Raw genomic sequence first — 18801 nt, forward strand, 5'->3', positions numbered from 1 at the left:
GCGGTGGTCCGTACGGGTGGTGTGACGGCTCACGGGTGGCTCTGCGGCGGCTTTCGGGGTCGACGTGACGGCTCACAGGCGGCTCTGACCGCCCACCGGTGGCTGTGGCGGCTCGGGGGCGGCCGCGACGGCGTCACCCGCGGGCGGCCCGGCCGATGGACTCGACCAGGGGCAGCAGCCGGTGGGGGACGCGTTCGCGCAGGGCCACCTCCGTACGGGTGCGGACCACGCCCGGCAGACTGATGAGCTTCTGGATCACGTCCTCCAGGTGCGCGTTGTCCCGCGCCACCACCCGGGTCAGCAGGTCCCCGCCGCCCGTGATCGAGAACGCCTCCACGATCTCCGGGACGGCGGCCAGCGCGTCCCCGACGTCGTCGAGATGGCCCTGGGTGACCTCGATGTGCACGAAGGCCAGCACCGGATGGCCCAGCGCGGAGGGGGAGAGCGACGGACCGCCGCCGGTGATCACGCCGTCCCGCTCCAGCCGGTCCAGGCGGGCCTGGAGGGTGCCCCGGGCGACGCCGAGGATCCGGGCGTACTCGCGCACGCTGGTGCGCGGCTGCTCCAGCAGCAGGTGCAGGATGCGGGTGTCGAGCTCGTCCACGGCCATGGTGGGTGACTGTACCAATGGCTCAGTGGGAATTCCGGTCGAGCTGCGCCATCGGCGCCCTCGGTGACCAACAGACTGAGAGGACGGTGAACCAATGGCCCAGTGAATCCGGGAACACTTGAGCCAGTCGCCCCGGCGGTGCTCTCATGGGGGGTGTCGATGGCGCTGCGGGATCCCGCGGCGCCATTTCTGTGCCGTCCACGGGAGGGAAAGCAGTGCTGAAGAGGGCGTTCACGGCTCCGGACCCGGGCCGGATGCGGCTGCGATCCGCCGGGCGGGCCGTGCTGGGCATCGGCCTCGCCGTCGTGCTCTGCGGGGCGGCCGGGCAGTCCCTCGCGGGCGCCGTCACCGGTGGCCTCGCCGCGCTGCTCGCCCTGTTCACGGTCACCGACGCCACCGTGCGCGGGCAGGCCGTCACCACCGCGCTGCTGCCCGTGGTGGGCCTCCCCGTGCTGGCCGCCGCGGCGGAACTGCACGGCGTGCCCGTCGCACGGGACCTGGTCTTCCTCGCCGTCGTCGGTGCGGGCGTGTACGCGCGCCGCTGGGGGCCGCGCGGCCACAGCCTCGGCGTGTTCGCCTTCATGACCTACTTTGTGGCCCAGTTCCTGCACGCCACGCCCGGACAGCTGCCGCGGCTGTACGCCGCCGTGCTGCTCTCCGTGCTCGCCGCGGCCGTCGTCCGCTTCGGCCTGTGGTGCTACGAACGCCACCTGCCCCCGGCGGCCGTACCGGCCCCGCACGCCGGCCGCGGCCTGGCCCGGGTCACCACCCGGCAGGCGGTCCAGGCGACCGCGGGCGCGGGATTCGCGCTCGTCGTCGGCCAGGCCGTGTCGGGACAGCGCTGGTACTGGGCGGTCGGCGCCACCTGGTGGATCTTCGTCAACACCGCCTCGCGCGGCGAGACCCTGGTCCGGGGATTCCGCCGGGTCCTCGGGACCGTCCTCGGCATCGGGCTCGGCCTGCTGGTCGCCGTCCCCGTGCACGGCGCTCCCGTACCCACCGCCGTGCTGACCGCGGTCGCCGTCTTCGGCATCTTCTACTCGGCCGCCGTCTCCTACACCTGGATGATGCTCTCGGTGACCCTGCTCGCCGAACTGCTCTACGGCCTCCTCGGCGTCCTCACCCCGTCCCTGCTGGCGCTCCGGCTGACGGAGACCGCGGTGGGCGCCCTCGGCGCCGGACTCGCCGTGCTGTTCGTCCTGCCGGTCACCACCCACCTCACCACCGACGCCTGGATCCAGCGCGCCCTGCGCTGCGTGCACGCCTGCACGGCCGAGGCCGCCGCCAGGCTCGCCGGGTCCGCCACCGCCGATCCGGCACCCCGGGTGGCCGAACTGGAGCAGCTGCTCGGCCGGGTACGGCTCTCGGTCGCCCCGCTCGTCCACCCGCTCAGCCCGATGCCGGGACGCAGGCGCCGTGCCCGCCGGGTCCTGGCCCTGCTCGACGACTGCGCCCGGGAGATCCGCGGCCTGGTCGCGGTCGCCGCCGATCCCGAGGCCTCCCACGACGCCCGGCTGGCCGCCGCCTGCTGGCGCGTCGAGGCGGCCGTGGAGGCGCTGACCCGGGGCTCCGCGCACACCGCCGGTCCCGCCGAGCAGCCCACCGAGCCCGCCCTCGCCCATCTGCACGGCGTGGAGCGCGCGCTCGCCGACCTCGCCGAGCCGCTGCTCGCCCCCTCCCGCTCACCCCTGATCGGAGCCTGACACGCGCCGCCCCGGACGCCCTGGTCTAGACCGCAAACTGCTACCGTCGGCCCCGGACCGGCTCGTACTGACTCGTACCGGCTCGTATCGAGAGGGGACACCGGTGACAGACGGCGGCAGACGGCGGAGGGCCTTCATCGGGTCGTTCACGGCGGCGGGCGGACCGGGAGTCGTCACGGCGGCGGTCCATCCGCACAGTGGCGCCCTGGCCCTGCTGGAGAGCGTCGGCGGCGTGCCCGACCCGTCGTACCTCGCGCTCGCACCCGGCGGGCGCACCCTGTACGCGGTCAGCGAGACCGCCGACGGCGCGGTGGCCGCGTACCACGTCCACGACGACAAGCCGCGGCTCGCCGGACCCCCCGTCCCGGTCGACGCCAACGGCCCCACCCACCTCAGCGTCTTCGGCGGCCACGTCCTGACCGCCAACTACGGCTCGGGCAGCGTCAGCGCCGTCCCGGTCCGCCCCGACGGCACCCTCGCCAACGCCGCGTCCGGAGTGCTCCGGCACAGCGGCTCGGGCCCGCACGAGCGCCGTCAGCGCGGCCCGCACGCCCACCAGGTGCAGCCGGACCCCAGCGGCCGGTGGGCGGTCAGCGTCGACCTCGGCACCGACTCGGTGCGCGTGTGCACCCTGAAGGACGGCGCGCTCGCCGTCCACCGCGAGTTCGCGCTGCGCCCCGGTTCCGGCCCCCGGCACCTGGCGTTCCACCCCGGCGGCCGGTACGCCTACGTGGTCAACGAACTCACCCCGACCGTCACCGTCTGCCGCTGGGACGCCGCCACCGGCGCCCTCAAGCCCCTCGCGGAGACTCCCGTACTGCCCGGCGCCCCGGCGGGCGACGCCTACCCGTCCGGGATCGCCGTGTCGCCCGACGGCCGCTTCCTGTGGACGGCGACCCGCGGCGAGGACGTCCTGTCCACGTTCGCGGTCGACGGGGACCAGCTCCGCCTGACGGCCACCGTCCCGTGCGGCGGCCACTGGCCCAGGGCCCTCACCGAGTCCGGGGGCTTCCTCTACTCGGCCAACGAACGCTCCGGGGACATCACCTGGTTCGCCGTCGACCGGGAGACGGGCGTACCGCGCTACGACGGCTCCGTGGAGATCCCGGCGCCGTCCTGCGTCGTCTTCGGCTGAGCCGCTGAAAAGACCGACGGGCCCCTTCCTGGGAAGGGACCCGTCGCGGACACACACGCTGGTGTCAGCGCACCGGCGTACCCTGCGGCTGCTGCGGAGCGATCCCCAGCGCCGTCGTGTACTTGGCCAGCGCGAGCTTGCCGATCGCCGGGTACGGGCCCAGCGGCTCGGCGGTGGCGCATCCGGCCTCCTCGGCGGCCGCGGCCAGCAGTTCCGCGTCGATCTCGGGACCGATCAGGTACGGCGCCAGCGCCAGCTGCTGCGAGCCCGCCCCCCGCAGCTGCTCCGCGATGGAGGAGATCGAACCCTCCTGGTCCAGGGCCGCGGCCATCACCGGCACGGCCAGGCGCGCGGCCAGCAGCATGCCGGTGATCCCGGCGGCCTGCACGGCCTCCTCGCCGCCCACGGAGGCGAGGATGATGCCGTCGGCGGCCGTCGCCACCGTGAACAGGCGGGCACGGTCGGCGCGGGCCAGACCGGCCTCCGACAGACGCACGTGCAGCGCCTCGGCGAGCAGCGGGTGCGGGCCGAGGACGTCGGTCAGGTCGGCCGCGATCCGGCTCTCCATGACGGCCTGGCGGACCTGGCGCAGCAGCGCGCTGTCCGGGCCGGCCAGCAGCGGCACGACGACCGCAACCGGGCCGTCGGGCATCTTGACACCCTCGACACCGGCGGCGACGGCCTGCTCGTAGCGGGCGGTGCGCTCCTCGGCGGCACGGGTGAGCACGGACTGCAGGGTGGGGAACTCGTCGTCCCCGTCCAGGTAACCGATGCGGGCGTCCAGGCCGGGCAGCTCGGAGCGGGCGATGCTCACGACCTCCTCGGCGAGGCCGCGCGTGGCCGTGCTGGGCGTACCCGGCACCGCGAGGACGAGCGCGGGCGCGTCCTCGGGAGCCACCAGCGGCTCGGGTCGGCGGTGCCGCCCGGGCTGGCGAGGTCGCGGCATTCGTACTGGCAGGCCGGACGCGGGCCCAGTGGGGGAGCTCATGGCGACGCATGTTACTGGCTTATTGGGCTCCCCTGTTCGGGGAGGGTGCAGGTGAGCGGTATCCGTCCGGTTTTGTCTGATGAGTTACGCATGATTCGGAGGTGATCCCGCCACCTGTCGGACAGTTCACGTCCCGGTGGGATCAATCCCTTTTTGTGCGTACTGCGGAGGCGGCGTCTCCGCACCCCGGGAAGCGGGCGGTCCGGTGACCGGACGTGTTGCCGCGCAGGTCGGCGGCGGGACGGACCGGAACCGGCGTCCCGCCGCCGCCCGGTTCAGGCCAGACGCCAGTCCACCGGCTGACCGCCCTGCTGGATCAGCAGGTCGTTGGCCCGGCTGAACGGGCGGGAGCCGAAGAAGCCGCGGTCCGCCGACATGGGCGAGGGATGCGCGGACTCCACCGCGGGCAACTGGCCGAGCAGCGGACGGAGGTTGCGGGCGTCACGGCCCCACAGAACGGACACCAGCGGCTTGCCGCGCCCCGCCAGCGCCCGGATCGCCTGCTCGGTGACCTCCTCCCAGCCTTTGCCCCGGTGCGCGGCGGGGCTGCGCGGCGCGGTCGTGAGCGCCCTGTTGAGCAGCAGGACGCCCTGCCGGGTCCAGGGGGTGAGGTCGCCGTTGGACGGCTGGGGCAGGCCGAGGTCGGTGTTCAGCTCCCGGAAGATGTTGATCAGGCTGCCCGGCAGCGGGCGCACCTCCGGCGCGACCGAGAACGACAGTCCCACCGCGTGCCCCGGGGTGGGGTAGGGGTCCTGACCGACGATCAGGACACGGACGTCGTCGAACGGCTGCTGGAAGGCCCGCAGGACGTTCGGCCCGGCCGGCAGGTAGGTGCGTCCCGCGGCGATCTCCGCGCGCAGGAAGTCGCCCATCGCGGCGATCTGTCCGGCCACGGGTTCCAGGGCCTTCGCCCAGCCCGGTTCGACGATTTCATGCAAGGGTCGTGGTGCCACGGCGTCACCCTACTGCCGTACACGGGGCGGTGATCAAGCGGTGACCGCGGGACGACCGAGGATGACCGGACCGTCGGTCCGTACGACAGAAACCGTGGCCTTCGGACGGTTCGCGGGCGCGCGCTGCCGGACCGTCGGGGAAGGTGTCCGGATCCGTTCCGGGAGACGCCTGCGCGAGCGGGCCCGGTCGTGCGACCGTCGACTCGGAGGTTCGCCGTGAGCAACGGGGCGGCCTCTCCCGTATGGGAGGGCGGTCCGGCCTGTCCGTGCGCGCGTGAGGAGGATGCCTTTGAAGGCGTTCCGTGGTCCGAAGGTCTGGTTGTGGCGCTGGCGGCGCAATCCGCTGAAGCGGCGCGGCGACACGCTGGAGGCCTGGGTGCTGCTCGGCGCCTGGCTGTTCACGCTGGCGGCCGGGGTGGTCGGCGGGCTCGCGGCGGCGCGGTCGGCGGAGGGCGGTCTGGCCCGCGAGCGCGCCGAATGGCGGCCGGCCGTGGCGCACGTCCTGGACCGGGCACCGGGACGGCCCGGAGCCGAGACGGAGACCGAGTCCGGGTCCTCCGGCGGCGAACGGGTCTGGGCCAGGGTGGGCTGGACCGTCGCCGACGGCTCCGCGCACACCGGCCAGGCACGGGTCGCGGCGGGCAGCGGGATCGGCACGCCGGTCGCCGTCTGGACGGACCTCCAGGGGCATCTCGTCTCCCGGCCCGCCACCGCCGCCGAGGCCCGTCTGCGGTCGGTGCTGATCGGCGGCCTCGTCGGACTGAGCGCCGCCGCCGTCCCGTTCGTCGCCGGGCTCGTGGTGCGCGGCCGCCTGGAACGGCGGCGGATGGACCGCTGGGACGCGGAGTGGTCACGGCTCGGGCCGCAATGGGGCCGGACGATCGGCTGACCCGGCCGGCCCTGCCCTCGACCTGAACCTCACCGACTGCCCGGCGCCGTACGGCAGTCGGCGGGGGAGTGCTGGTCGCGAGCGGTGTGGCCGTTGCCGCGGCCGTCCGACCGGATGGTGTGCCCTCGGGCGTCGGGCGGTTCGGCTGAGTGGGGGTGTGCCCGCGACGCTGCGGTCACCGACTGGCCAGTGCCGTACGGCAGTCGGCGAGGAGGCGTTCGTCGCGGGCGATGTCGTGGCTGCCGTGGCCGCCCGGCCGGGCCGTGTGCCGTCGGGCGGTGGCGAGTTCGGCGGTGAGCAGGTCGCGCAGCGGTGCGCCCGCCGGGCCCATCTCCGCCAGGCATCCGGCGATCGCACCGCGGGCGTACGGATTCTCCGCCCAGGCGGACCGCAGCACCGGCAGCACCGGTTCCGGATCACCGTCGATCCGCCACCACGCCTGGGCCGCCGCGGTCCGTTCCCACACGCGGCCCGATCCGGCCAGGCCGCGCAGCGCGGGCAGGGCCTCCCGGGCGGCGGTCCCGAGCCGCCCCAGCTGTTCGGCCGCGGTCCGCCCGCCGCGGCCGCGTGTCAACTCCCGTAACAGCACGGGAAGTGCGGCGTCCGCGTCGCCCTCCGCCGACCACAGGGCGCCCGCGGCGGGCGCCGCGTGCCGGGTGTCGAGGAGCGCGCGCAGCACGGGTGTCGCCGCCCGGGCCGCCGTACCCAGGGCGTCGAGCGTGCGCACCGCCTGTCCGACGAGCGCCTCCCGCGCTCCGAGGCCGTCCGGGGCGCCGCGCAGCAGGCGCAGCACTTCCGGGACCGCCGCCGGGTCTTTGAGGGCGGTGAGCGCCGCCAGCAGGGGAGCGGCGAGTTCGGCGGCCTCGGGCGAGTCCAGCGGGATCCGGCCCAGCCGGCGCCGCAGCGCGGGCGCGAGCGGAGTCGCGGCCGGTCCCAGGTGGGCGACCTCGAAGCCGAGACCTGCCGGTGCCGCCGGGGCCGCCAGCAACTGCGCCAGGACCGGGACCGCACGGGGATCACCGCTCCTGGCCAGCGCCTTGAGCGGCCGGCCGAGCGAGGGTCTGCCCCGTACCCAGCTGTGCACCCACAGGTCGGGCCGCGCGACCACCAGCGCGTGCAGGTCGTCGGCGGCGGGCGCGGCCAGGCCGAACAGCTCCGCGAGCACGGACACCGCCGCCTCGCGCAACTGGTCCTCCTCGCAGTCCAGTTGGCCGCCGATCAGTGACACGGCCGCGCCGAAGTCGGCCCGCCACTCCCGGAACAGCCCGGCCGACATCCGTACCGCGTTGCACCGGTCCATCGCGTCCGGACTGTCCAACTGGCCCACCAGCAGGGTGATCCGGTCGGCCACCCGGTCGTCCAGCGCCCGGTGGAGGGTGCGCAGCAGGTACGCGCCCTCCTCGTCCGACGGCCGCAGCCGCCGTATCCGGCCGACCAGGGTGTCCGGCGCCGCCCGGTCCGGACCGGAGGCGCGCCGCAGGGACCGCTCCCGGAGCAGCCGGACGGCCGTCGGCACCAGATCGGCGGGCAGCCGCAGGGGCGCGCCCAGGGCGAGCTGGCCGAGCGCGGCGAGCCGCGTCCCCGGGGAGTGCGGCGGCTCGCTCTGCGCGGCCAGCAGCTCCACCGCCCCGCCGGCGTCGGCGGGATGGCGCCGCACGAACAGGCCGAGGGCCTCGGTCAGGGTCCGCAGCACCTTTTCGTCGCGCTCCACCGCGCTCCGCCGGCGCAGCAGTTCCAGCACCCGCGCGGGGTCGTCCAGGAATCCGACCACGGCCGTCGTGGCCGCCCGCCGCACCCCGGGGCACGGGTCGTCGGCCAGCGGCACGAACGCCTCGGCGTGCGCGCGCACCGCGGTGCGGGCCGGCGGCCCCGCGCTCTCCGCCCCGATGCTGACCAGCAGTTCGACGATGGCGCCCCGGTCCGGCACCTCCGCGCGCGCGGCGAGCGCGAAGAGGAACGGGACGCAGGCCAGCGTCGAGTCGTACACATTGCCCTGGTGGTGCACCGAGCCGTACATCCCGTCGAGCGCGGCCTCGCGTTCGGTCGCGTCCGGCGAGGCCAGGGCGCGCAGCAGGCCGGGCACGTCCTCCGCGCTGCCGTACGCGTGCCGCAGCGCGGCCCAGTCGACCTCGTCGATCCCCGTGAACACGTCGTCCTCCCCGGGCGGTTACCACCTGTTCAGGAGTGTGCACCACGGCACTGACAACAATGCGGAATCGGGCGACGACTGTGTGCGATCCGTCGACGCTCACCGGCCAACCGGGCCCCGCGCGGGCTCAGTTCCCGCCGGACAGGGCCCGTTCCAGGATCGCGTCGAGCCCGGTCCCGGCCGGCAGCGTGCCGAACGCGTACCCCCAGTCGCCGCCGAGCCGGGTCGCGCAGAAGGCGTCGGCGACGGCGGCCGGGGCGTACCGGACGAGCAGGGAGGCCTGGAGCGCGAGCGCCATCTTCTCGACCAGCCGGCGGGCGCCCGCCTGGTCGGTTTCGGCCAGGCCGGACTTCAGCCGGGTCACGGCGGCGTCGAGCCGGGCGTCCGCCCCGCGCGTGTGGGCGAGTTCGCCGAACAGGGCGTCGGCGGCGCCGGGTTCGCGGGCCAGGGCGCGGAGCACGTCGAGCGCGTTGACGTTGCCCGAGCCCTCCCAGATCGACAGCAGGGGTGCCTCGCGGTAGTGGCGGGGCATGCCGGAGTCCTCGACGTAGCCGTTGCCGCCCAGGCACTCCAGGGCCTCCGCGGTGAAGGCCGGGCCGCGCTTGGTGACCCAGTACTTGCCGACGGCGGTCGCGATCCGCCGGAAGGCCCGCTCCTGTTCGTCCCCGCGCACCGCGCGGTCCGCGGCGCCCGCCAGCCGCAGCGTGAGCGTGGTCGCGGCCTCCGACTCCAGTGCCAGGTCGGCCAGCACGTTGCGCATCAGCGGCTGGTCGAGGAGGCGGGCGCCGAACGCGCTGCGGTGGCCCACATGGTGACCCGCCTCCACGAGCGTCTTGCGCATCAGGGTCGCCGAGTTCATCACGCAGTCCAGCCGGGTGCAGTTGACCATCTCGATGATGGTCTTCACACCCCGGCCCTCGTCCCCGACCAGCCAGGCCACGGTGCCGTCGAACTCCGGCTCCGAGGACGCGTTCGACCGGTTGCCGAGCTTGTCCTTGAGCCGCTGGATGCGGAACGCGTTGCGGCTGCCGTCGGGCAGCACCCGCGGCACGAGGAAGCAGGACAGTCCGCCCGGCGCCTGGGCCAGCACCAGGAAGACGTCGCACATCGGCGCCGAGGTGAACCACTTGTGCCCGCGCAGGGTGTAGACGCCCGGCTCCGAAGTCGGCGTGGCGGCCGTGGTGTTGGTGCGGACGTCCGAGCCGCCCTGCTTCTCCGTCATGCCCATCCCGGCGAGCAGGCCGGGCTTCTCGGTCGGCACCCGAAGCTGAGGGTCGTACTCCCGGCTGGTCAGCAGCGGTTCGTAGACCTTGGCCAGGTCCGGGGTGGCGCGCAGCGCGGGGACGGCCGCGTAGGTCATCGAGGTGGGGCAGCCGTGGCCGGATTCGGTGTGCCCCCACACCAGCCCGCCGGCGGTCCGCGCGACGTGGGCGCCGGGCCGGTCGTCGGCCCACGCCGCCCCGGCCAGGCCCTCGGCGACCGCCGTCCGCATCAGGTGGTGCCAGCTGGGGTGGAAGTCGACCTCGTCGATCCGGTTGCCGTACCGGTCGTGGCTGCGCAGCTCCGGCTCGTGCCGGTTGGCCAGCTCGCCCCACTCCTGCGCCTCCGCGCTCCCGGCCCGCGCGCCGAGCCGCCGGATCCCCTGCTCGGCCCACTCGGCGCCCTCCCGGCGCAGCCCTTCGAGGAGGGCCGCGTCGTCGGAGGCGTCGTACGGGGCCAGCGGCGGCGGCTGGTTGGTGACGTCGTGGGTGGCGTACTGCGGCTGCGGAAGCGCGGCGGTCGGGTCCATGGCTCCATGTTGCACTCTCACTACGACTGTAGCAATGCTGCAATATGAGGCCGCACGTACAGTACGTGACCATGCGCATGAACGTGTCCGCCGGGCCCGCCGGTGTCGACCTGCGGCCGCTGTCCGCCCGGTCGGTCGTGCTGAGCCTGCTGCTGGGCACGCATCCGCCGCGGCTGCCGGTGAAGGACCTGCTCCGGCTCGTGGAACCGTTCGGGGTCGGCGGCTCCGCGCTGCGGGCCGCGCTGAGCCGGATGACGGCGGCGGGCGACCTGCGCCGCACCGACGACGCCGTCTACGGCCTCAGCGACCGGCTGCTCGCCCGCCAGCGCCGCCAGGACGAGGCGGTACGGCCCCGCACCCGCGCCTGGCACGGCGACTGGGAGATGCTGGTCGTCACGGCCACCGGCCGCGGTCCCGCCGAACGCGCGGAGCTGCGCACCCGCCTGACCCGACTCCGCCTGGCCGAACTCCGCGAGGGCGTCTGGCTGCGCCCGGCGAACCTGGCCAGAGCGCTGCCCGGCGACGTGCTGGACCTCACCGAACCCTGCACGGCCCGCCCGTCCCGACCCGCCCCCGAACTGGCCGCCCGCCTCTGGCCGTTGACAGCCTGGGCCGACACCGCCCGCGCCCTGCTGGCCCACGAGGCCGGGGCCCGCCGCCCCCCCGACCGCCTCACCCTCTTCGCGGCGGCCGTACGCCACCTGCTGACCGACCCCGTCCTGCCCCCGCAACTCCTCCCCGCCGACTGGCCGGGCGACGACCTGCGCACGGCGTACGCGTCCTATCGGGCGGAACTGGGGGATCCGGCGGAATGATCATGCGAAGGTGAGCCCATGACAGGGGCACGGACCACGTTGAAGGACGTCGACGAAGCCGAGGCTCTCGCGCTGGACGGCCTGCGCTGGCTGGCCGGCTCGGCACGGGAGACCTCCGGAGGGAAGCTCGCCTGGCCGGACCTCCGCTCCGACAGCGACGTCGACCACGCGTTCTACCGGGGTGCGGCCGGGCAGGTCCTGGTGTTCCTGGAGGCCTGGCGCCACTTCGGCGACGACACCTACGCGGACACGGCGCTGCGTACGGGCCGGGGCATCGCGGACGCGGTCGACGGCGCCGACGACGACTCCCTGTACTTCGGCCGCACCGGAATGGCCCTCGTCCTGCGGGCACTTGAGGAGGAACTCGGCGACAGGACGGCCGGCGCCGCGGCCGACCGCGCGCTGACGGCCGTACGGTCACGTTTCGACGGCACCCGCTGGGGCGCCCTGTTCGAGCTGATGGGCGGGAACGCGGGCATCGGACTCGGAGCGCTCGCGGCCGGCGATCCCGACCTGGGCGTCCTCGCCGTGGAGCCCTACCTGCGGACGGCGGAGCCGACTCCGGCGGGCGTCCAGTGGACCCATCGCCCCGGTGTCGCCTCCCATCTGCACCATGTCTCGCACGGCACGCTCGGCATCGTCCTGGCGCTGGCCCGGATCGGTGGCGCCACCGGCCGTGGCGACCTGGTCGAACTGGCCCTGGCCGGTGCCGCCGACGTCGTGGCCCGTGACCAGGCGGGACCGCCGGGCTTCCTGGTGCCCCACTCCACTCCCCATTTCCGTCCCGACGTGGTCGATCCCGTGAGCTACGGCTGGTGCCACGGCCCGGCAGGTGACGGCCAGGCCTTCCGGCTGCTGCGGGACGTCACGGGCGACCCCGCCTGGACCGCCCTCGCCGACCGCTGCTGGCACACGGTCACGCACTCGGGCCTGCCCGAGCGGCTGCGCCCCGGTTTCTGGGACAACAACGGCCGCTGCTGCGGGACCGCGGGCGTCCTCGCGACGGCCTGCGACCGGATCGCGGAGCGGCGGGACACCGACGACTTCGCCCGGATCCTCGTCGCGGACCTCGCCGCCCGCGCGACCCGGGACGGGGACGGCGCGCGCTGGTCCAACGTCGACCACCGGGCCGTCCCGGGCGACCTCGAACCGTCCACGGGCTGGGCGATGGGCAACGCGGGCATCGTCCGCGAACTCCTGAGGTTCGTACGGCTGAGCCGCGGCGGCGACCCCCGCTATGCGGTCGCCTGGCCGGACCAGCCGCAGGTGCCCGCCCGGGACGGCGCCGCCGGCGCCGTGGCGTGACGGACGGGCGGCCCCGTGCCCGGACGGCAGGCCGGTCAGACGGTGTCGGGAGCGGACGGGGGGAGTTCCGGGGACGAAGGGGTCCTGGCCGGCAGGTGGTTGAAGAGGAGGTTGAGGACGATCGCCGTCAGGCAGCCCGCGCTGATGCCGCTGTTCATGACCGTCTGGAACCAGTCGGGGAACTTCTCGTAGACCGTGGGCACGCCCACCGGCAGTATCCCGGCGGCCACCGAGACGGCCACCACCGTCAGGTTGTGGTTGCCCTCGAAGTCGACGGTCGCGAGGGTGCGCAGGCCGCTCGCCGCGACCGTCCCGAACATCACCAGGCCCGCACCGCCCAGCACCGGCGCCGGTACGGCCGCGACCACCGCGCCAAGCTTGGGCAGCAGGCCGAGCAGCACCAGGATGACGCCGGCCGCCGCGACCACCCAGCGGCTGCGCACCCGGGTCATGCCGACCAGGCCCACGTTCTGCGCGTACGCCGTGTACGGGAAGGTGTTGAAGACGCCGCCCAGGACGGTCGAGAGGCCGTCGGCGCGCAGGCCGTCGGACAGGGAACGCGGCTCGGCCCTCCGGCCGGTCATCTCGCCGACCGCGATCAGGTCACCGGTCGTCTCCGTCATGGTGACCAGGGCCACCACCAGCATGGCGACGATCGCGGACGCCCTGAACGTGGGCGTCCCGAAGTGGAACGGGGTGCTGACGCCCACCCAGTCCGCGTCGCCGACCCCGCCGAAGTCCGTGAACCCGAAGGGCACCGCCACCGCCACGCCGACCACGATGCCGGTCAGGACCGCGATCCGGGCGAGGTAGGCGGGAGCGAAGCGCTGCACGGCGACCACCACCGCGAGCACGAAGGCCGCCAGCGCCAGGTTCCGCGGCTCGCCGAAGTCCTCGGAACCGGCGCCGCCCGCCGCCCAGTTGCCCGCGACCGGCAGCAGCGAGATCCCGATGATCAGGATCACCGTGCCGGTGACCACCGGCGGGAAGAACCGCAGCAGTTTCCCGAAGACCGGGGCGAGCAGCATGATCGCCAGGCCCGCGACGATCACCGAGCCGTAGATCGCGGGCAGTCCGCCGCCCGTCGTGCCGATGAGGACCATCGGCGACACCGCGGCGAACGTGCAGCCCTGCATGATCGGCAGCCGGACGCCGAACCGCCAGAAGCCGACGCACTGGATGAGCGTCGCGACCCCGCACACCAGCAGGTCGGCGGTGATCAGATAGGCCAGGTCGGCGGGTGACAGCTTCATCGCGCCGCCCACGATCAGCGGGACGGCGACGGCGCCCGCGTACATCGCGAGCACGTGCTGCAGGCCGAAGGCGGCCAACTGTCCTACGGGCGGCACCTCGTCGACGGGATGGACGGGGGCGGGGGCGGCGGTGGCGGACACGAGGACTCCAGGCGGCGGGGACGACATCCGGTCAGGACGAGACCGTAAGCGGCTTGCACAGTTTGTTGATTGCCGTGGTGTTGCCGACACGTGTCCTGCCCGACCGGCGGCGGCCTGCTCGCTACGCCCCCGACCGCGCCGCCGTCAACAGGGCTTCCCAGTCGGCCAGTTTGACCACACCGCGGCCCAGTCGGGCACCGAGCGCCGCCTCCGCCCGCTCGATCGCCTGCCAGCCCGGCCACTCGACCGGTTCGACGCCCAGCGAGCGCAGCGCGGTGACCGGATCGTCCGGCACCGCCCTGTCGAGCAGCGCGGGCGCGTCCGCCAGGAGCGAGGTCACCGTCTCCTTGGCGTCGGGCCGGTTGGTGCCGATGACGCCGGTCGGGCCGCGCTTGATCCAGCCGGCCACGTAGTCGCCCGGCCCGCCGGCCCGTCCGCCACCCGGACCGTGCAGGACACGGCCGGCCGCGTGCGGCACCGTGCCGGTCCCCGCGTCGAACGGGAGCCCGGCCAGCGGCAGCCCCCGGTAGCCCACCGACCGCAGCACCAGCTGCGCGTCGAGCGTCTCGTACCGCCCGGTGCCCCGCACCCCGCCGTGCCCGTCCGGCTCTGTCCGCTCGAAGCGCACGCCGCTCACCCGCCCGCCGTCCGCGAGCAGTTCGACCGGGCGCAGGAAGAACCGCAGCCAGATGCGGCGCTCCGCACCCCGCGCGCCGTCCTCGCCCAGGGCGCGCAGCACCTCCACGTTGCGGCGCTGCGCGGGAGGCAGCGCGGCCGGGTCGGCGCAGGCCGGGTCGAGCGCCAACTCGGCCGGATCCACGCGGACCTCGGTGTCCGGCAGGGCGGTCAGCTCACGCAGTTCCTTGGTGGTGAAGCGGGCCTGGGACGGGCCGCGCCTGCCGACCACGTGGACCTCTCTTATCCGGCTCGCCGCCAGCGCGGTCAGCGCCGCCTGCGGCATGTCGGTCGGGCTCAGCTCGGCCACGCCCCGCGTCAGCATCCGGGCCACGTCCACCGCGACGTTCCCGACGCCGATCACCACCGCGGAGCGGGCGTCGCGCACGAAGCCGGTGTCGATCGCGTCCGGGTGCGCGCTGTACCACGACACGAACTCGGTCGCCGACCAGCTGCCCGGCAGGTCCTCGCCCGGGATGCCGAGGCGCCGGTCGCCCGCGGCGCCGACGCAGTACACCACCGCGTGGTACAGCTCGCGCAGTCGCCGTACCGGCAGCTCGCCGGGGCCGTCGCCGATCCGGACGCCGCCGAGGAACCGGACCCGCTCGTGTTCGAGGACCGCGCGCAGGTTGCCCTGGAGCGACTTGATCTTCTCGTGGTCCGGAGCCACGCCGTACCGCACCAGTCCGTACGGGCACGGCAGCCGGTCCAGGACGTCCACGACCACCGTGGGGTCGAGCTGGACGAGGTTCTGGGCGGTGTAGCACCCGCTCGGCCCGGAGCCGACGACGGCGACACGCAACACGGGGGGACTCCCTTGCCCGAGGGGCTGGTGGCTCCAGCATCCCACCGGCGCGGACACCTCGACAGGGGCCGCTGGGGTGACGCGAACGCGTGTCCTCGCTATCGAGTGTGATCATGCGGTTACGTTTTGTGTGTGCTAGAAGCATCCTTTCTTAATCTTTCCGATCGGTGTGCGGAGGACGGCGCGGTGTCCGTGACGCCCGCCTGGGAGGTGCAGGAGCACACCGGCGCCACGTCCTGGTTCCAGGTCAGCCTGGCCTTCGGTGACGGCGCCCGGGTCGACGCGCTCGCCGTGGTCGCCGCGGGGCTGGTCTCGATCGAGGACGTCAAGGCGCGGCCCGCGCTGTCGCTCGCGGACCTGACGGCGCTCGCCGACTGGATCGAGGAACCCCTGTTCCGGGCGTGCGGACTGGAGTCGTACGCGGACGAGGAGCCCGCCGATGACGACCCCGACGACGACCCCGGGGGTGACCCCGAGGGCCGCGCGGAGGGCGTCGCGGAGGGCACGTGCGCCGCGCGGGACGCGGACGACGGGGCCGGGGCGCGCCGGGCCCGGCCCGCCTGGCCGCGGGGGATCGAGGGGCGGTGGCTGGTCGCCCAGAAGTACCGGGCCGCCCAGGAGGAGGGCGCCGACCCCGTCCTCGCCGTGATGTCCGCGACCGGGCACAGCCGGCGGCGCTCGCTCCGGCTCATCGCCCAGGCGCGCGACGCGGGCTTCCTCACCCCGCGGCACGCGCGCCGCTGAACCGCGCGGTCACCCGGACCCGCTGCGGTCCTCCGTGGCGAAGAACCGGGACAGCTCCTGCGGCTCCGTCTCGGGCGCGGACCCCGGAGGCACGCCCTGCTCCCAGTCGAGCCCGTAGCGCTCGAACAGCTCCGCCCGCAGGACCGGAACCGGCATCGGGACGCCCGGCACCAGTGCCGCGAACACCGCTCCCATCAGCAGGGCGCGCAGCATCGGGTAGTCGGCCTCGACGTGCTGCGAGCCGTAGCGGGCGACGGTGTCGCCGAGCAGCTCCGACAGCCGGCGCTGCTCCGGGCACTGCACGAAGCCTTCCGCCTGGAGCAGGCCCGCCATGTGCTGGCGCATCAGCACCGGACGGTCACGGGTGAGACCCAGGATCGCGTCGATGGCCCGGGCCAGCCGCTCCCGGCCGTCGTCCGTGCGCGGCTCGCGCTCCAGCCCCTCCTCCAGCGTGCGGTGCATCAGCCGGTGCACCGCGGACTGCACCAGCTGGCGCTTGCCCGGGAAGTAGTACGACACCAGCCCGCGCGCCGAACCGGCCCGGTCGGCGATGGCGCCCAGCGTGGTGGCCTCGAAGCCGTGCTCGTCGACCAGCTCGACCGCGGCCTGCAGCAGCCGCTCCCGGGAACGCCTGCGCAACTCTTCATTGACCGAGGCGCTGCGAGGGGACATCCTGGAACTCCTGCGTTGACTGGCTGCCAGCCAACTATAATCGACGCGGTGGGCACCGCTTCGTGCGGGGCCTGTTCAGTGCTGCCGTCCGTCCGGGGCGACACGGGGGAGCGTCTCGGGCGGACGGCGCACGCATGTCAGGTCTGGGTGGGCGCGACCCGTCGGCGGGCCACGCCCACCAGGTCCAGCACCGGCAGCAGTGCGTCCGGGCGTTCGGCGACCGGCAGATGGTCCACGAAGTGCACCCGGCAGCCCAGCGCCGCCGCCCCGCCGTCCGCGGGCCTGCTGTCCCCGACCATCAGCGTCCGGGCGGGCGCGGCCCCGAGCGCCTCCAGCGCGACGGTGAAGAGCCGTGGATCCGGCTTCTGCACACCGTGCTCGTACGACAGGACGTAGGTGTCCACGTACGCGTCGAGCCCGTGGGCCCGGAAGACCGGCCGCAGGTCCCAGCCGATGTTGCTGACCACGCCGACGCCGATCCCCTGGGCGCGCAGCGTCCCCAGCACCTCGGCGGCGTCCGGGTACGGCGCCCATGCCCGCGGGGTCATGTGCCGCTCGTACAGCGCGTCGTGCAGGGCGGGGTCGGGCAGCGGCACCCGGCGGGACATGCCGGTGTACGCGGTGCGGTGCAGTGCGGCGCTCTGGTCGCGTACCGACCACACTTCGGCGAGGTCCGCGGGCAGCTCCAGCGGGTTGGCGCCGCCGGGCTGGGCTCCGGCCGCCTCCAGCGCCTGCGCGGCCTCGGTCAGTTCCGTCCCGGTGAACTCCGCTCCGGACTCCTCGGCCACCGCCCGCAGCCAGGACTCGGTGGACTCGATGCGGAAGAGGGTCCCGGAGAAGTCGAAGAGCACGGCATCCATGCCCGGACCCTACCCGGCGGCCGACCGGCGGATCATGCTCTCGACGCGAGATCCGCCGTCCTGGCTCCCCTGGCCACCGGCGGCGTCACCGGCTGCCGGGCCCCTGACCCACCGCAGACCCCGGGAGCCGCCCGGCGGATCGGGTCGCGGGCGGCCGGCGGGACGGTGTTTGCGCGGGCGGGGTTCGGGTTCGGCAGGTGTGGCGAGGGTGGCGGAGCCGACCGGCGGTGAACGCCCGGCGAGGGAGCCCGTGGGGACGCCGTGAACCGATGCGGCGGACCCCGTGGCCGCGGTGCGGTACGGCGGCGCGGTGCCGGGCGATCCGCCGGGTCGGTCCCGCGCGGTCCGCCGGGCCCGGCCTGCGCGCCCCGTCGGGCCTGACTTGCGCGCCCCGTTGGGCCTGACCTGCGGGGTCCGCCGGGCCCGGCCTGCGCGCCCCGTCGGGCCCGACCTGCGGGGTCCGTCGGGCCCGACCTGCGGGGTCCGTCGGGCCCGCCCCGCGCGGTCCGCCGAGCCCGACCTGTACGTGGTCCGCCGGTCCTGACCTGCGCGGTCCCCGAGCCCGACCTGTAAGGGGTCCGTCAGGCCTGCGCGCCCCGTCGGGCCGGACCTAGCGGGCGGGGTCCCGGCCGTCGCGCTCCCACTCGTACGCCAGTACCGCCAGGGCCACCACCAAGGATCCGAGCAGCCAGCCGCCCAGGACGTCCGAGGGCCAGTGGACGCCGAGCCATACCCGGGTCAGGCCGACGCCGGCGACCGAGACGCCGGCCGCGATCAGGGCCGTGCGCCGCAGCGCCGGGCCGGTGCCGCAGCGGTGCAGCAGCCACAGCAGCAGGCCGCAGACCACGGTCGCCGTCATGGTGTGCCCGGAGGGGAAGGCGGCGTAGTGGGCGGAGTCGACCGGGTCGTGCCATTCCGGGCGCGGCCGGCCCACGGCGGCCTTGAGGGTCTGCTGGGCGACGGTGCCGAGCGCGCAGGTCACGGCCAGCCACAGGGCGGTCCGCCACGCCGAGTGCCGCCACACCAGCCACACCGCGACCCCCGCGCACAGCAGGCGCATCGTCAGCGGGTCCCAGACCCAGTCGGTCAGTATGCGCAGCACCTGGGTGGTGCCCTGGTCCGCGACGGCCCAGCGATGGGTGGTGTCGGCGATGTCCTCGTCGAGCGCGACCAGCGGCGGCCACTCGCCGGCGACGAGGGCGAGCAGCAGCGCCGAGGAGAGGGCGAGGACGGCGGTCGCGAGGAGCGGGGCAGGGCGGTCGCTGGACGGGGGGCGCATGACGCGATCTTTGCCGAATCATTGCCGGAAGGGCAA

Annotated in this window: 16 protein-coding genes; 6 read left to right on the top strand and 10 right to left on the bottom strand. The window is 74.8% G+C overall.

Annotation, left to right across the window (positions count from 1 at the left end):
• Nucleotides 1–133: 133 nt before the first annotated feature.
• Nucleotides 134–610, bottom strand: a complete 477-nt coding sequence (locus tag ACIQOE_RS21015) for an Lrp/AsnC family transcriptional regulator (RefSeq protein ID WP_399009846.1) — start codon at nt 608–610, stop codon at nt 134–136.
• 215 nt (nt 611–825) lie between these two features.
• Here ACIQOE_RS21015 and ACIQOE_RS21020 point away from each other — a divergent pair, with 215 nt between their 5' ends.
• Together ACIQOE_RS21020 and ACIQOE_RS21025 are read left to right on the top strand one after the other, a co-directional pair.
• A complete protein-coding gene (locus ACIQOE_RS21020; RefSeq protein ID WP_401412926.1) occupies nt 826–2313 on the top strand; it encodes an FUSC family protein in 1488 nt (495 codons plus the stop codon).
• 103 nt (nt 2314–2416) lie between these two features.
• Nucleotides 2417–3448, top strand: coding sequence for a lactonase family protein (locus ACIQOE_RS21025; RefSeq protein ID WP_351322463.1), 1032 nt, complete (start codon nt 2417–2419; stop codon nt 3446–3448).
• Between the two features lie 64 nt (nt 3449–3512).
• Here the strand turns inward: ACIQOE_RS21025 and ACIQOE_RS21030 are convergent, their stop codons facing one another.
• Nucleotides 3513–4436 (bottom strand): hypothetical protein, encoded by a 924-nt coding sequence (locus tag ACIQOE_RS21030; RefSeq protein ID WP_351932642.1) that lies wholly within the window; start codon nt 4434–4436, stop codon nt 3513–3515.
• Nucleotides 4437–4711: 275 nt separating this feature from the next.
• A complete protein-coding gene (locus tag ACIQOE_RS21035; RefSeq protein WP_351322467.1) occupies nt 4712–5389 on the bottom strand; it encodes a uracil-DNA glycosylase in 678 nt (225 codons plus the stop codon).
• Between the two features lie 283 nt (nt 5390–5672).
• Here ACIQOE_RS21035 and ACIQOE_RS21040 point away from each other — a divergent pair, with 283 nt between their 5' ends.
• Nucleotides 5673–6278: a hypothetical protein gene (locus ACIQOE_RS21040; RefSeq protein ID WP_399009849.1), complete on the top strand. Its 606-nt coding sequence runs from the start codon at nt 5673–5675 to the stop codon at nt 6276–6278.
• A gap of 175 nt (nt 6279–6453) precedes the next feature.
• Here ACIQOE_RS21040 and ACIQOE_RS21045 read toward each other — a convergent pair whose 3' ends face one another.
• The gene (locus ACIQOE_RS21045) at nt 6454–8427 is read right to left on the bottom strand and encodes a HEAT repeat domain-containing protein (RefSeq protein WP_401412929.1); all 1974 of its coding nucleotides are present in this window, start codon (nt 8425–8427) and stop codon (nt 6454–6456) included.
• A gap of 127 nt (nt 8428–8554) precedes the next feature.
• On the bottom strand, nt 8555–10216 hold the full coding sequence (locus tag ACIQOE_RS21050) for a DNA alkylation response protein (protein ID WP_365571469.1): 1662 nt from the start codon (nt 10214–10216) through the stop codon (nt 8555–8557).
• A gap of 71 nt (nt 10217–10287) precedes the next feature.
• Here ACIQOE_RS21050 and ACIQOE_RS21055 point away from each other — a divergent pair, with 71 nt between their 5' ends.
• Nucleotides 10288–11031 carry a PaaX family transcriptional regulator C-terminal domain-containing protein gene (locus ACIQOE_RS21055; RefSeq protein WP_401412931.1) on the top strand — a complete coding sequence of 248 codons (744 nt, stop codon included), beginning with the start codon at nt 10288–10290 and terminating at the stop codon, nt 11029–11031.
• 18 nt (nt 11032–11049) lie between these two features.
• Nucleotides 11050–12336 (top strand): lanthionine synthetase LanC family protein, encoded by a 1287-nt coding sequence (locus ACIQOE_RS21060; protein ID WP_401412933.1) that lies wholly within the window; start codon nt 11050–11052, stop codon nt 12334–12336.
• Nucleotides 12337–12371: 35 nt separating this feature from the next.
• Here the strand turns inward: ACIQOE_RS21060 and ACIQOE_RS21065 are convergent, their stop codons facing one another.
• Nucleotides 12372–13757, bottom strand: coding sequence for a nucleobase:cation symporter-2 family protein (locus tag ACIQOE_RS21065; protein ID WP_401412935.1), 1386 nt, complete (start codon nt 13755–13757; stop codon nt 12372–12374).
• Between the two features lie 94 nt (nt 13758–13851).
• A complete protein-coding gene (locus ACIQOE_RS21070) occupies nt 13852–15210 on the bottom strand; it encodes an FAD-dependent oxidoreductase (RefSeq protein WP_401412937.1) in 1359 nt (452 codons plus the stop codon).
• 186 nt (nt 15211–15396) lie between these two features.
• Between ACIQOE_RS21070 and ACIQOE_RS21075 the strand changes: the two genes are divergently transcribed.
• A complete protein-coding gene (locus ACIQOE_RS21075; protein ID WP_401412940.1) occupies nt 15397–15954 on the top strand; it encodes a DUF6214 family protein in 558 nt (185 codons plus the stop codon).
• Nucleotides 15955–15963: 9 nt separating this feature from the next.
• Here ACIQOE_RS21075 and ACIQOE_RS21080 read toward each other — a convergent pair whose 3' ends face one another.
• From ACIQOE_RS21080 to ACIQOE_RS21090, 3 genes are all read right to left on the bottom strand, one after another.
• Entirely contained in the window at nt 15964–16626 is a 663-nt protein-coding gene (locus ACIQOE_RS21080; RefSeq protein WP_351322483.1) for a helix-turn-helix domain-containing protein, read from the bottom strand.
• A gap of 137 nt (nt 16627–16763) precedes the next feature.
• Nucleotides 16764–17486, bottom strand: a complete 723-nt coding sequence (locus tag ACIQOE_RS21085) for an HAD-IA family hydrolase (RefSeq protein ID WP_365554093.1) — start codon at nt 17484–17486, stop codon at nt 16764–16766.
• Between the two features lie 610 nt (nt 17487–18096).
• On the bottom strand, nt 18097–18765 hold the full coding sequence (locus ACIQOE_RS21090) for a phosphatase PAP2 family protein (protein WP_365554095.1): 669 nt from the start codon (nt 18763–18765) through the stop codon (nt 18097–18099).
• Nucleotides 18766–18801: the final 36 nt, after the last annotated feature.

The organism is Streptomyces sp. NPDC091282 (genome assembly GCF_044757385.1).
Taxonomy (GTDB): domain Bacteria; phylum Actinomycetota; class Actinomycetes; order Streptomycetales; family Streptomycetaceae; genus Streptomyces; species Streptomyces gramineus.